The 12,023-nt window shown below is 69.7% G+C and carries 13 protein-coding genes; 7 read left to right on the forward strand and 6 right to left on the reverse strand.

Translation table 11 applies throughout. From position 1 onward, the window contains the following. Positions 1-367: 367 nt before the first annotated feature. The 5 genes from DEJ27_RS03845 to DEJ27_RS03870 all read left to right on the forward strand — a co-directional run bounded on the left by DEJ27_RS03845 (position 368) and on the right by DEJ27_RS03870 (position 3,782). A complete protein-coding gene (locus DEJ27_RS03845; protein WP_111090362.1) occupies positions 368-1,300 on the forward strand; it encodes an NADP-dependent oxidoreductase in 933 nt (310 codons plus the stop codon). A 120-nt stretch (positions 1,301-1,420) separates the two neighbouring features. Next, positions 1,421-1,924, forward strand: a complete 504-nt coding sequence (locus DEJ27_RS03850; protein ID WP_111090363.1) for a DUF805 domain-containing protein — start codon at positions 1,421-1,423, stop codon at positions 1,922-1,924. A 63-nt stretch (positions 1,925-1,987) separates the two neighbouring features. Next, on the forward strand, positions 1,988-2,554 hold the full coding sequence (locus DEJ27_RS03855) for a DUF805 domain-containing protein (RefSeq protein ID WP_111090364.1): 567 nt from the start codon (positions 1,988-1,990) through the stop codon (positions 2,552-2,554). Then, positions 2,551-3,075: a DUF805 domain-containing protein gene (locus tag DEJ27_RS03860; protein ID WP_111090365.1), complete on the forward strand. Its 525-nt coding sequence runs from the start codon at positions 2,551-2,553 to the stop codon at positions 3,073-3,075. The genes DEJ27_RS03855 and DEJ27_RS03860 overlap by 4 nt, the downstream gene beginning before the upstream one ends. Beyond that, entirely contained in the window at positions 3,072-3,782 is a 711-nt protein-coding gene (locus DEJ27_RS03870; RefSeq protein ID WP_181430085.1) for a DUF805 domain-containing protein, read from the forward strand. Before DEJ27_RS03860 ends, DEJ27_RS03870 begins: the two co-directional genes overlap by 4 nt. Positions 3,783-3,849: 67 nt before the next feature. On the opposite strand, the gene DEJ27_RS03875 is transcribed toward DEJ27_RS03870, so the two are convergent. From DEJ27_RS03875 to DEJ27_RS03900, 6 genes are all read right to left on the reverse strand, one after another. After that, positions 3,850-4,491 carry a TNT domain-containing protein gene (locus DEJ27_RS03875; protein ID WP_111090366.1) on the reverse strand — a complete coding sequence of 214 codons (642 nt, stop codon included), beginning with the start codon at positions 4,489-4,491 and terminating at the stop codon, positions 3,850-3,852. Positions 4,492-4,542: 51 nt separating this feature from the next. Continuing rightward, a complete protein-coding gene (locus DEJ27_RS03880) occupies positions 4,543-5,316 on the reverse strand; it encodes a succinate dehydrogenase iron-sulfur subunit (RefSeq protein ID WP_110861308.1) in 774 nt (257 codons plus the stop codon). A gap of 1 nt (position 5,317) precedes the next feature. Beyond that, positions 5,318-7,111: a succinate dehydrogenase flavoprotein subunit gene (sdhA, locus tag DEJ27_RS03885; protein ID WP_110861306.1), complete on the reverse strand. Its 1,794-nt coding sequence runs from the start codon at positions 7,109-7,111 to the stop codon at positions 5,318-5,320. A 49-nt stretch (positions 7,112-7,160) separates the two neighbouring features. Further along, entirely contained in the window at positions 7,161-7,607 is a 447-nt protein-coding gene (sdhD, locus tag DEJ27_RS03890; protein WP_027466446.1) for a succinate dehydrogenase, hydrophobic membrane anchor protein, read from the reverse strand. Positions 7,608-7,618: 11 nt separating this feature from the next. Further along, a complete protein-coding gene (gene sdhC / locus DEJ27_RS03895) occupies positions 7,619-8,083 on the reverse strand; it encodes a succinate dehydrogenase, cytochrome b556 subunit (RefSeq protein ID WP_110861304.1) in 465 nt (154 codons plus the stop codon). A gap of 78 nt (positions 8,084-8,161) precedes the next feature. Continuing rightward, a complete protein-coding gene (locus DEJ27_RS03900) occupies positions 8,162-9,397 on the reverse strand; it encodes a glycosyltransferase family 1 protein (RefSeq protein WP_258370289.1) in 1,236 nt (411 codons plus the stop codon). Between the two features lie 166 nt (positions 9,398-9,563). On the opposite strand from DEJ27_RS03900, the gene DEJ27_RS03905 reads away from it, so the two are divergent. Next, on the forward strand, positions 9,564-10,679 hold the full coding sequence (locus tag DEJ27_RS03905; RefSeq protein ID WP_110861300.1) for a mannose-1-phosphate guanylyltransferase: 1,116 nt from the start codon (positions 9,564-9,566) through the stop codon (positions 10,677-10,679). 198 nt (positions 10,680-10,877) lie between these two features. Continuing rightward, positions 10,878-11,942, forward strand: a complete 1,065-nt coding sequence (locus DEJ27_RS03910; protein ID WP_027466452.1) for a BMP family protein — start codon at positions 10,878-10,880, stop codon at positions 11,940-11,942. The last annotated feature ends 81 nt before the right edge of the window (positions 11,943-12,023 follow it).

Below are 12,023 nucleotides of genomic sequence, written 5' to 3' on the forward strand. Positions count from 1 at the left end.
GCACCACTGCGCCTGGCCCGGCACGGAGATTCGACCTCGGTTGGCGTCCGACGCTTGTCCGAAAGGCGGTGGTCATTCCATGAGTCAGTCGCGTGCGGAGCTGAACGGTACGGATGGCGAGTGTCCACGACCAGCGATCGCGGCACGGATGAATCGACTCGCGAGAGCGGCGACCGCGAGGCGGCCGTCGAAGACTTCGTCCGCCGTGTCGAGGGCTCCGCCTGGTACCAGGAGCTACGGAAGCGACCACGCCCTGACCGGCGCGAGCACTCGTGACCATCCGGCGTCGTGCCGGAAGGGCAGCGCGAGGCCGGTCAGTCGATCGTGGCTCGTCACGCCAGCAGGCCATCGGCGTACCGTCGCACGCATGACGAAGCACTGGGTGGCCCCACGGTTCGGCGGCAGCGAAGTCCTGGAGTACGTCGACACCGAGGTGCCGGCGCCCGCCTCCGGCGAGGTCACCATCGCCGTCCGCGCCGCCGGCATGAACCCGGCGGACACCAAGCACACCCGCCAGGGCGATCCCGCGGACCTGCCCATCGCCGTCGGGTACGAGGTCGCCGGCGTCCTGTCCGCCGTCGGCCCCGACACGCAGATCGCGTCCGGCGGGGGAGCGGTCGGCGACGAGGTCCTGGCGTTCCGCATCAGCGGCGGCTGGGCGGAGTCGGTCACGGTGCCCGCGGCCGACGTCTTCGCGAAGCCCGCGTCGCTCGGCTTCCCGGAGGCCGCCAACCTGCTCCTCGCCGGCTCGACCGCCGCCGACATGCTCCGCGTCACCCGTGCCGAGGGGCGCGACACCGTCCTGGTGCACGGCGCCTCGGGCGCGGTCGGCGTCAGCCTGCTCCAGCAGCTGCGGCTGCTCGGCACCCGCGTCATCGGCACCGCGTCGGAACGTGGTGCGGACGTCGTGCGACGCTTCGGTGGCGAGTGGGTCCAGTACGGCGATGGCCTGGAGGCCCGTGTCCGTGACCTCGCACCCTCCGGCATCGACGTGGCACTGGACTGCGTCGGCACCGACGAGGCCGTCGACGTCTCGCTCGCGTTGGTCGCGGACCGGTCACGCATCGTCACGATCGCCGCGCAGGCGCGGGCTGCATCGGACGGCATCGCCGCGGTGGGCGGCGCGCAGCCGGCCAGCAAGGCGTTCCGTGACTCGGTGCGGCAGCGCCTCATCGACCTCGCCGGTGCGGGGCAGCTCGAGGTCCCGGTGGGACGGACGTTCCCGCTGTCCGAGGCGAAGGCGGCGGCGGAACTGCTGGAGTCAGGGCACCCCGGGGGCAAGCTCGCGCTCCTGCCCTGACCGCACGGTCGGGTCACGTGCACGGTCGGGGCCAGAGTCGTTCGCACGGATGACGCTCGCCGGCTCGGGGGAGTGCCACACTCTGTGTGGACCGACAGCCCCGCCGGAAGGAACCCCACGATGAGTGACCAGTACCCGCCCCGGGACCCGTACGGCCAGTCCGCGCAGCCCGGTCCGGGGCGGCCGAGTGGCGGCAGGTCCGAGCCGCCGCTCTGGGCGCCCTGGTACGGCATCCCGTTCCCCCAGGCGTTCCTGCGCTTCTGGAAGAAGTACGTGCGGTTCGACGGCCGGGCCAGCCAGTCGGAGTACTGGTTCTGGGCGCTCTGGTACCTGATCGGTTCGGCGGCCGCGGGCATCATCGGCAACGGGTTCAACTTGCTGCCGTTCATCGACGACGGTTCGGACGGTCTCGGCAGCCTCTGGGGCCTGGCCTGCGCGCTCGGCTTCATCGCATTGACCGTGCGGCGCCTGCACGACGTGAACCTCAGCGGCCTGCTCGCGCTGTTGTTCGTGATCCCGCCGATCGGCATCCTGTTCTCCTTGATCGTCGGCCTGATGTCGTCGAACCCGCAGGGCCAGCAGTACGACCGCCCACAGCAGGGGTACCGCCCGCGTCGGTTCTGACGGCCCCTCAGGAGTTCTGGTTGACTCGACCGTGAACATCAGCCAACACTCGAGGGGGACCACGTGAGCGACCAGTACCCGCAGGATCCGAACGGCCAGCCGAACTCCCAGTTCGGCGGCGCACCGCAGTACGGTCAGCAGCCGCCGACCGGACCGAACGGCGAACCGCCGCTCTGGGCGCCGTGGTACGGGATCTCGTTCGGCAAGGCCGTCGGCCGCTTCTTCAAGAAGTACGCGACGTTCAGTGGTCGGGCCAGCCGGAGCGAGTTCTGGTGGTGGTACCTCGCGAACGCGATCGTCGGCATCGTCCTCGGCATCCTGTACGGCATCGGCTTCGCGACCTCCGAGCGCTCGACCGTGTCGATGTCGTCCTCGACGTCCACCAGCGTCCAGTCGACCGTCACCGAGCCGTCGGCGTTGTTCGTCATCTCGGGCATCCTGTTCCTGCTCTGGGGCCTCGCGATCATCGTCCCGACGCTCGCCCTCGGCTGGCGCCGCCTGCACGACGCGAACCTGACGGGCGCGCTGTGGATCATCGCGATCTTCGTCGGCATCGTCGGCATCGTCTTCGGCCTGCTGCCCTCGAACCCGCAGGGTGCGCGCTTCGACCGTCCGCAGGGCGCCCGATGACCGAGAGCACGCAGCAGTGGGCGGCCCCGCAGCAGACCGGTCAGCAGACCGACGCCGCGGGGACGCCGCCGCGATGGGCCCCGTGGTACGGGATCTCGTTCCCGAAGGCAGTCGCGCGCTTCTTCGCGAAGTACGCCACGTTCACCGGTCGTGCGAGCCGGAGTGAGTACTGGTGGTGGTTCCTGGCGAACGCGATCGTCACGGGGGCACTCGTGGTCATCGGGACGGTCATCCGCCTCACCACGCTCAACTCCCGGACCGTCGACTACTACGGCAACGAGATCACCGTGGTCGACCCGGTTCCGCCGGTCTTCTGGGTCGTGCTCGTCCTGCTGGCGCTCTGGGGCCTCGCGACCCTGGTGCCGTCGCTCGCCCTCGGCTGGCGACGTCTGCACGATGCGAACCTCTCCGGGGCGCTCTGGATCATCGCGCTGTTCATCGGCGTCGCCGGCATCGTCTTCGGCCTCCTGCCGTCGAACCCGCAGGGCGCGCGCTACGACCGGCCCGAGACGAACCGATGAGCAACGACGGGACGCCCCAGTGGGGCCAGCCGAACGGCGATCAGCCGCAGGGGCAGCCGAGCCACGGGCAGCAGCCCGGTTCCGGCGAGCAGCCTGGGTACGGGCAGCAGCCGGGCTACGGGCAGCAGCCGGGTTACGGGCAGCAGCCGGGTTACGGGCAGCAGCAGGGTTACGGGCAGCAGCCGTACGCGCAGCCGTACGTCGGTGCGTACCCGCAGTTCGCGCAGCCGATCCCGCTCGGTCCCGACGGGGTCCCGCCGCTCTGGGCACCGTGGTACGGCATCGGGTTCCTCGACGCGTTCACCCGGTTCTTCAAGAAGTACGCCCGGTTCGACGGCCGCGCCAGCCGGGGTGAGTTCTGGTACGCGGTGCTCGCCAACGCCATCGTGACCATCGTGCTGTTCGGCGGGTTCTACGCCGTCCTCTTCGCGACGGTCGGGGCGAGTGGCGCCGTCGACGAGTACGGCAACCCCACGGGGAGCAGCGCGCCGTCTCCGTTCGCCTTCGTGCTGCTCGGGCTCTACTTCCTCTGGTGGCTCGCCACGATCGTGCCGGGCATCGCCCTGGGCTGGCGTCGCGTGCACGATGCGAACCTGGCAGGCCCGTTCTGGCTCATCGCGCTCTTCGTCAGCGCCGCCGCGATCGTGTTCGGCTGCCTGCCGTCGAACCCGGCCGGCGCGCAGTACGACCGCCCCGACCTGCGGTAGCTCCACGAACGAGAACAGCCCGCCCCACGCGTCGAGCGTGGGGCGGGCTGTTCGTGTGTCGGAGGGCTCAGACCACCCGGAGACGGACGAGCGCGCCGTCGACGACCAGGTCACGCACGGTGGCTGACGGGTCGGCGATCTGGAAGCGCAGGGCCCCGCCCGGCTGCTCGAACCACGGCTGGACGAAACGGACGTTCACCAGGAACGGCCGGTCGACGACGTAGCGGTGGGTCTCCGGCGACGAGGCCACGTGCGGGGGGAGCGACCGATTGGGCAGCGGGGTGTCGAGCGGGTGCAGCAGGTAGCCGTCCGGGCCACCGATGCGGTCGACGGGGACGCCGGCCGGGATCTGGATGGTCAGCCCCTGCTCGCCGGCCTGCGCGACCTGCTGCGCGAGCTGCGGGTAGGTCGACGCCGCACGGTCACGGAGCCCCTCGAGTTCGTCCCGGGGGATGTCGCGCGGCTCCGGGAACGGACGGTTCAGGAACCGGCGCAGCATCTCCACCGCGTCGTCCTCGCCCGTGGCCTGCGCGAGACGTCGAGCCGTGCCGTAGTCGACGACCTCGAGCGCGTAGCCGGACGCGTCGGTCTGGACGATGCGGAGCGCCCCCTCGACCGGCGGTTCGTGCAGGGTCTCGCCGGGGAGCTGCACGTACCGGGTCGTGTAGCCGAGCTGGTCGAGGATGGGGCGGGTGTCCGCGAACGTCATGGTCGGGAGCCTATCGGTCGGCGTGGTGCTGGGCCTTGGACGGAGCCGGGACTACGCCCGGCCGCGCATGATCGCCTGCTTGACCTCGGAGATCGCCTTCGTCACCTGGATGCCACGGGGGCACGCGTCGGTGCAGTTGAAGGTCGTGCGGCAGCGCCAGACGCCTTCCTTGTCGTTGAGGATGTCGAGACGGACGTTCGCGGCGTCGTCGCGGGAGTCGAAGATGAACCGGTGTGCGTTCACGATCGCTGCGGGGCCGAAGTACTGCCCGTCGGTCCAGAACACCGGGCAGGACGACGTGCACGCGGCGCACAGGATGCACTTCGTGGTGTCGTCGAAGCGGGCGCGGTCGGCGACGGACTGCACGCGCTCCTTGCCGGGCGTCGGGGCCGACGAGGACTGCAGGAACGGCTGCACCTCGCGGTAGCTCTGGAAGAAGGGCTCCATGTCGACGACGAGGTCCTTCTCGAGCGGCAGGCCCTTGATCGCCTCGACGTAGATCGGCTTCGAGACGTCGAGGTCCTTGATCAGGGTCTTGCACGCCAGGCGGTTGCGACCGTTGATGCGCATGGCGTCGGACCCGCAGACGCCGTGTGCGCACGAGCGGCGGAAGGTCAGGGACCCGTCCTGCTCCCACTTGATCTTGTGCAGGGCGTCGAGGATGCGGTCGGTCGGCAGCATCATGACGTCGAAGTCCTGCCAGCGCGGCTCGTCGTCGACGTCGGGATCGAAGCGACGGACGATGACCGTGACGGAGAAGGATCCGGGAGGAGCGTCCTGCACGGTGCCGGTGCGGGGTGCGTCGGAGACCAGGGTGTCGGTCATCTCAGTACTTCCTCTCCATCGGCTGGTACCGCGTGATGACGACGGGCTTCCAGTCGAGCGTGATGTGGTCGTCGGCGAGTGACGAGTGCGGGTCGCCCGTCAGGTAGGCCATGGTGTGCTGCATGTAGTTCTCGTCGTCGCGCTTCGGGTAGTCGTCGCGCATGTGGCCTCCGCGGCTCTCCTTGCGGTTGCGCGCGGAGTAGACGACGACCTCGGCCAGGTCGAGCAGGAACCCGAGCTCGACGGCCTCGAGCAGGTCGGTGTTGAACCGCTTGCCCTTGTCCTGCACGGAGACCTGCATGAAGCGGTTGCGGAGCGTGTGCAGGGTCTCGGTGACGCGGGCGAGTGACTCGTCCGTGCGGAACACCTGCGCGTTCTTGTCCATCTCCTCCTGCAGTTCCTTGCGGAGGGCGGAGACGCGCTCGGTGCCGGTCGAGGCGCGGAGCTGGTCGAGCATGCCGCGGACGCCGGCCGCCGGGTCTTCCGGCAGGGGGAGGAACTCGGCGGTCTGGACCCACTCGGCGGCGTTGTTGCCCGAGCGCTTGCCGAAGACGTTGATGTCGAGCAGCGAGTTGGTGCCGAGGCGGTTGGAGCCGTGCACGGAGACGCAGGCGCACTCGCCGGCGGCGTACAGGCCGGGGACGACGGTGGTGTTGTCGTACAGGACCTCGGCCTTGACGTTCGTCGGGATCCCGCCCATCGCGTAGTGCGCGGTCGGCATCACGGGCACCGGTTCGACGACGGGGTCGACGCCGAGGTAGGTGCGTGCGAACTCGGTGATGTCCGGCAGCTTCGTCTCGAGGACCTCGGCGCCCAGGTGCGTGCAGTCGAGCAGCACGTAGTCCTTGTTCGGTCCGGCACCCCGACCCTCGGCGACTTCCTGCACCATGCAGCGAGCGACGATGTCACGGGGTGCGAGGTCCTTGATGGTGGGGGCGTACCGCTCCATGAAGCGCTCGCCCGAGGCGTTCCGGAGGATGGCGCCCTCGCCGCGGGCGCCCTCGGTCAGCAGGATGCCGAGCCCGGCGAGCCCGGTCGGGTGGAACTGGAAGAACTCCATGTCCTCGAGCGGCAGGCCCTTGCGCCAGATGATGCCGACGCCGTCGCCGGTCAGGGTGTGCGCGTTCGAGGTGGTCTTGTACATCTTCCCGAAGCCGCCGGTCGCGAAGATCATCGCCTTGGCGTGGAAGACGTGCAGCTCACCGGTCGCGAGCTCGAACGCGACGACGCCGGCCGGCTGCTGGCGGGTGACACCGTCGTCACCGACGACGTCGACCATGATGAGGTCGAGCGCGTAGAACTCGTTGTAGAACTCGACGCCGAGCTTCACGCAGTTCTGGAACAGCGTCTGCAGGATCATGTGCCCGGTGCGGTCTGCTGCGTAGCAGGCCCGGCGGACCGGGGACTTGCCGTGGTCGCGGGTGTGGCCACCGAAACGGCGCTGGTCGATCTTGCCCTCGGGCGTGCGGTTGAACGGCAGGCCCATGTTCTCGAGGTCGATGACGGCGTCGATGGCCTCTTTCGCGAGGATCTCGGCGGCGTCCTGGTCGACCAGGTAGTCGCCGCCCTTGATCGTGTCGAAGGTGTGCCACTCCCACGAGTCCTCTTCGACGTTCGCGAGGGCCGCGGCCATCCCGCCCTGCGCGGCGCCGGTGTGCGACCGGGTGGGGTAGAGCTTCGAGATGACGGCCGTCTTCGCCTTCGGGCCGGCTTCGATCGCGGCTCGCATACCCGCGCCTCCGGCGCCGATGATGACGATGTCGAACTGGTGGTGGTGGACGGTGGTCTCGGTCACAGGGGTCTTTCCGTAGACGGTGGGAACGCGGGCAGCAGCGGTGGTGGTGCTACTGCGCCGGGCAGAAGGACGGCAGGTCAGCGGCAGCGGCGCCGGCGGGGCACGGGTCGAAGGTCCAGCAGACGAGGAGCCCGAGGACGATCAGCACGACGCAGGCGGCCAGGATCGCGACGAGGAGGGTCTTGCGGATGCCGGGCTTCGACACGTAGTCGTTGACGATCGTGCGCATGCCGTTCGAGCCGTGGATGAGCGCGAGGACCAGCATGAGCGAGTCCCAGACCTGCCAGAAGGGGTTGGCCCACTTGCCGGCGACGAAGGCGAAGTCGATCTGCTTGACGCCTTCGCCCGCCACCATGTTGACGAAGAGGTGGCCGAAGATCAGCACGACGAGCAGCACGCCCGAGGCGCGCATGTAGATCCAGCCCCACTTCTCCCAGTTGGTGGTGCTGCGGGCGGCTGCGGCCGAGCGGGGAGGTTCGACGATCTGCGTGGTCATCTTCGTGCCCCTCAGTTGAAGTCCGCGACGAGGTTCATGAGCTGGCGGGGCAGGAAGCCCGCGATCGCCACCGCCCACAGGACCATGACGATCCAGAACATGGCCCGCTGGTACTTCGGGCCCTTCGACCAGAAGTCGATCAGGATGATCCGTAGCCCGTTGAAGGCGTGGAACACGATGGCCATCACCAGGGCGATCTCGCCGAGGTTCATGAGCGGGGTCTTGTACGTGCCGATGACCGCGTTGTAAGCCTCGGGTGAGAGCCGCACGAGCGCCGTGTCGAGGATGTGCACGAGCAGGAAGAAGTAGATCGCCACGCCGGTGATGCGGTGGAGGACCCACGACCACATCCCGATCGAACCGCGGTAGAGCGTGCCCTGTGGCGTCCGAGAAGCCCGTGGAGCATCGATACGCTCCCCATCGATACGTGCGTCGGGCACCGCGGTCGCCGTACCCCCGCCGGTGTGCTCAGCCATGAGCTCGTCCTTCCATAGGACGGGCTCGCCCGATCGGCGAGCCCTTGCCGTTCGTGTTCGTGTGGAACACGACCCATCCTATGCGCGGGCGCTGACCTTCTCGTCCCGACCGGCCCGGAGGCCCCGTCCGACGGGCGGCGCGCCGATGGTGCGGGCCGTGTCGTGGTGGTCGAGGAGCTGGTCGCCGACGGCTTCCCAGGTGGTTCCCTCGACGCGGAGTCGACCGACGGAACCCATCCGCTCCGCCAGCGCGCGGTCGTGGTGCAGCCGCAGGACCGCGTGCCGCAGGGCCTGCGGGGCATCGGCGTCGTAGAGCTCGCCGTCGAGCCCCGGGGCCACCAGGTCGAGCGGGCCGCCGGACGCCGGCGCGATCACGGGCAGGCCGGAGGCGTGGGCCTCCTGCAGGGTCTGCCCGAAGGTCTCGGCCGGACCGGTGTGCACGAACAGGTCGAGCGCCGCGTACGCGTCGGCGAGGGCGTCGCCGCGCAGGGGGCCGGTGAAGGTGACGTCGAGGTGCCGGAGCCGACGTTCGAGCATCGCGCGTGAGGGACCCCCTCCGGCCACGACGACCCGGATGCCGGGGACACCGCCGAGCTCGGCGAGCCGCTCGACCTCCTTCTCCGGGGCGAGGCGTCCGACGTAGCCGACGATGGTCTCGCCGTTCGGGGCCAGGCGGCGACGGAGTGCCCGCACGTGCCCGGTCGACCGGCGCGCGGGGTGGAACAGCTCGGTGTCGACGCCGCGACCCCAGCGGGCGACGCGGGGCACGCCCTCCTCGGCGAGCATCGCGGCCGTCGCGCTCGACGGGGCGAGCGTCAGCGAGGCGCCGGCGTGGATGCGTCCGAGGATCTTCCGCACCAACGGGACGGTCGCGGTCAGGCCGTTGCGGCGGGCGAACCCGGCCACGTCGGTCTGGAAGACGGCGACGGAGGGGATGCCGAGCCTCCCGGCTGCCGTGATCGCGCGCCCACCCAACAGGAACGGACTGGCGGCGTGGAGCACGTCGGCGCCGGAGGCGGCGAGGATCGTGTCGAGCACCGGGTGGGGGAGTGCCACCGGGAACTGGCGGTAGGCGACGGCGGGGATGCGGTGGACGTCGAAGGAGCGGTAGCGCTCGACGGCGCTGCGCGACCGGAACTGCGCGAGGCCGGGGGTGTCCGGGGCGATCACGACCGCGCGGTGACCCCGTCGTTCCAGGTGGTCGAGGACCGCCAGGACACTGGTGGTCACGCCGTTGAGGGTGGGCAGGAAGCTCTCGGTCACGACGGCGACGGTCCGGGGGGACGTGCCGCGCTCCACGCTGCGTGCGCTCATGGTGCTGCCCATGCTCCGGGCGTGACGTGACCCGGTGGGGCCGACGACGTGAACGGGACGCGCGCGCCGGGTGAACAACGCGGCGGCCGACGCTGCGGGAGCCCGCATGCGGGAATCGTGCGGAGACCACCCAGGATCCGCCCGGTGGGACCGGTACGGTGAGCGCGTGGCTGACGCTCTCGAAGACTTCTACGCGATCATCCCCGCAGGGGGCATCGGATCGCGCCTGTGGCCGTTGTCGCGCGCGGACGCACCCAAGTTCCTGCACGACCTGACGGGTTCCGGCACCTCGCTGCTGCGGCAGACCTGGGACCGCCTGGCGCCGCTCGCCGGCGACCAGCGGATCATGGTCGTCACCGGCCGTGCGCACCGGGTCGCGGTGGAGTCGCAGCTGCCCGGCGTCGAGGACCACAACGTGGTGCTCGAGAGTGAGCCGAAGGACTCCACGGCCGCCATCGGCCTGGCCGCGGCGATCCTGGTGCGCCGCGAGCCCGACGTCGTCATCGGCTCGTTCGCCGCCGACCACGTCATCGGGGACGCCCGCGGCTTCCGTCGTTCGGTGCGTGAGGCCGTCGCCGTCGCCCGCGCCGGCTACGTCACGACCATCGGCATCACCCCGACGGAACCCGCGATCGGCTTCGGGTACATCAATGCGGACACCGTCGCGCTCGACATCGAGGGTGCCCCGACCGCACACGCGGTGAAGTCGTTCGTCGAGAAGCCCGACCTGGACACCGCCCGCTCGTACGTCGAGCAGGGCAACTACCTCTGGAACGCCGGCATGTTCATCGCGCGCGCCGACGTGCTGCTCGCCGAGATCGGTCGGACGAAGCCCGAACTGCTGGCGGGCATCAACGAACTCGCCGACGCCTGGGACACCTCGGCCCGCGGCGCCGTCGTCGACGCCGTCTGGCCGATGCTCGAGAAGATCGCGATCGACTACACGGTCGCCGAACCGGCCGCCGCGGCCGGACGCATGGCGGTCGTCCCCGGTGACTTCGACTGGGACGACGTGGGGGACTTCGCCTCCCTCGCCAAGCTGCAGTCCGGTGGTCGACCGAACAACCTCGCCGTGCTCGGGGACGGTGCCCGCATCCTGGCGGACTCGTCGAGCGGCATCGTGATCTCGCACAGCCAGCGGCTCATCTCGCTCATCGGCGTCGAGGACATCGTCGTCGTGGACACCCCGGACGCCCTGCTCGTCACCACCAGTGCGAACGCGCAGCGGGTGAAGAGTGTGGTGGATGCGCTGAAGATCAGCGGCCGGGGCGACGTCCTGTAGCGCTCCACCGACAAACCCCTCGAACTGGGGGTCTGTGTGCGACGTCGCGTTACGGGCGCGTTTCGGCGGGGTCGCGATCCCGTAACCGATCCGCAGGACCCCCGCAACGGGTCCTGTACCGGCCCGACGGTCGTGTACTGTCGCCACGATCGCCCGGAACGCACGTGGTCCGGGCACGCTCCCCGGAGGAACCAACCCGTGACATCTCGTACCCGACAGGTCGTCCTCAGCGGCCTCGCGCTCGCCGGCACCGTCGCCGTCCTGGCCGGCTGCGCCTCGGCGCCGTCCACCACCGACTCGGCGAAGAAGACCGACTTCCGCCCCTGCATGGTCTCCGACGCCGGTGGGTTCGACGACAAGTCGTTCAACCAGCTCGGCTACGAGGGCATGAAGGACGCCGCCAAGGACCTCGGTGCCACCTACAAGGAGGCCGAGTCGAAGGACGCCACCGTCTACGACTCGAACATCGAGCAGCTCATCGGCCAGAACTGCAACCTCGTCGTGACCGTCGGCTTCAACCTGGCCGACGCCACGAAGAAGCAGGCCGCTGCGAACCCCGACACCGACTTCGCCATCATCGACGACAACTCGATCGACGCGAAGAACGTCAAGCCGATCACGTTCGACACCTCGCAGGCGGCGTTCCTCGCCGGCTACGCGGCGGCGTCCTACTCGAAGACCGGCGTCGTCGGCACCTTCGGCGGCATGCAGATCCCGACCGTCACCATCTTCATGGACGGCTTCGCGGACGGCGTGAAGTACTACAACGAGCAGAAGGACAAGGACGTCAAGGTCGTCGGCTGGAACGTCGACACCGGCAAGGGCTCCTTCACCGGTGGCTTCGAGGCCGGCACGCAGGCCAAGTCGGTCGCGCAGACGCTCCTCGACCAGGACGCCGACGTGATCCTGCCCGTCGGTGGCCCGATCTACCAGTCCGCTGCCGAGGCCATCAAGGACGCCGACAACGGTTCCGTCCTGATCGGTGCGGACAGCGACCTCTACGAGGCCGACCCCCGCTACAAGGACATCGCCTTCACCTCGGTCGAGAAGGGCATGCGCCCGGCCGTGAAGGACGTCGTCGAGCAGGCGGCTGACGACAAGTTCTCGAAGGACCCGTACGTGGGCACCCTCGAGAACGACGGCGTCGGCATCGCGCCGTTCCACGACTTCGAGTCCAAGGTCGACAAGGGCCTGCAGGGCGAGCTCGACGACGTGAAGGCCGGCATCATCGACGGCTCGATCAAGGTCAAGACCCAGTCCTGACCCGGTGAACGCGGGCGGGGGAGCATCCCTCGCCCGCGTTCTCGTGCGCCCGGGTGGCGCACACCACATCGTGCATCCGCG

The sequence above is a fragment of the Curtobacterium sp. MCPF17_018 genome (assembly GCF_003234135.1).
GTDB classification, from domain to species: Bacteria; Actinomycetota; Actinomycetes; order Actinomycetales; family Microbacteriaceae; genus Curtobacterium; species Curtobacterium flaccumfaciens.

Excerpts from the sequence above, each read along its gene's own strand:
- DEJ27_RS03900 (WP_258370289.1), bottom strand. The coding sequence starts at position 9,397 with ATGAGCGCACGCAGCGTGGAGCGCGGCACGTCCCCCCGGACCGTCGCC.
- sdhD (WP_027466446.1), bottom strand. The coding sequence starts at position 7,607 with ATGACCACGCAGATCGTCGAACCTCCCCGCTCGGCCGCAGCCGCCCGC.
- DEJ27_RS03870 (WP_181430085.1), top strand. The coding sequence starts at position 3,072 with ATGAGCAACGACGGGACGCCCCAGTGGGGCCAGCCGAACGGCGATCAG.
- DEJ27_RS03875 (WP_111090366.1), bottom strand. The coding sequence starts at position 4,491 with ATGACGTTCGCGGACACCCGCCCCATCCTCGACCAGCTCGGCTACACG.
- DEJ27_RS03860 (WP_111090365.1), top strand. The coding sequence starts at position 2,551 with ATGACCGAGAGCACGCAGCAGTGGGCGGCCCCGCAGCAGACCGGTCAG.
- DEJ27_RS03880 (WP_110861308.1), bottom strand. The coding sequence starts at position 5,316 with ATGACCGACACCCTGGTCTCCGACGCACCCCGCACCGGCACCGTGCAG.
- DEJ27_RS03850 (WP_111090363.1), top strand. The coding sequence starts at position 1,421 with ATGAGTGACCAGTACCCGCCCCGGGACCCGTACGGCCAGTCCGCGCAG.
- sdhC (WP_110861304.1), bottom strand. The coding sequence starts at position 8,083 with ATGGCTGAGCACACCGGCGGGGGTACGGCGACCGCGGTGCCCGACGCA.
- DEJ27_RS03845 (WP_111090362.1), top strand. The coding sequence starts at position 368 with ATGACGAAGCACTGGGTGGCCCCACGGTTCGGCGGCAGCGAAGTCCTG.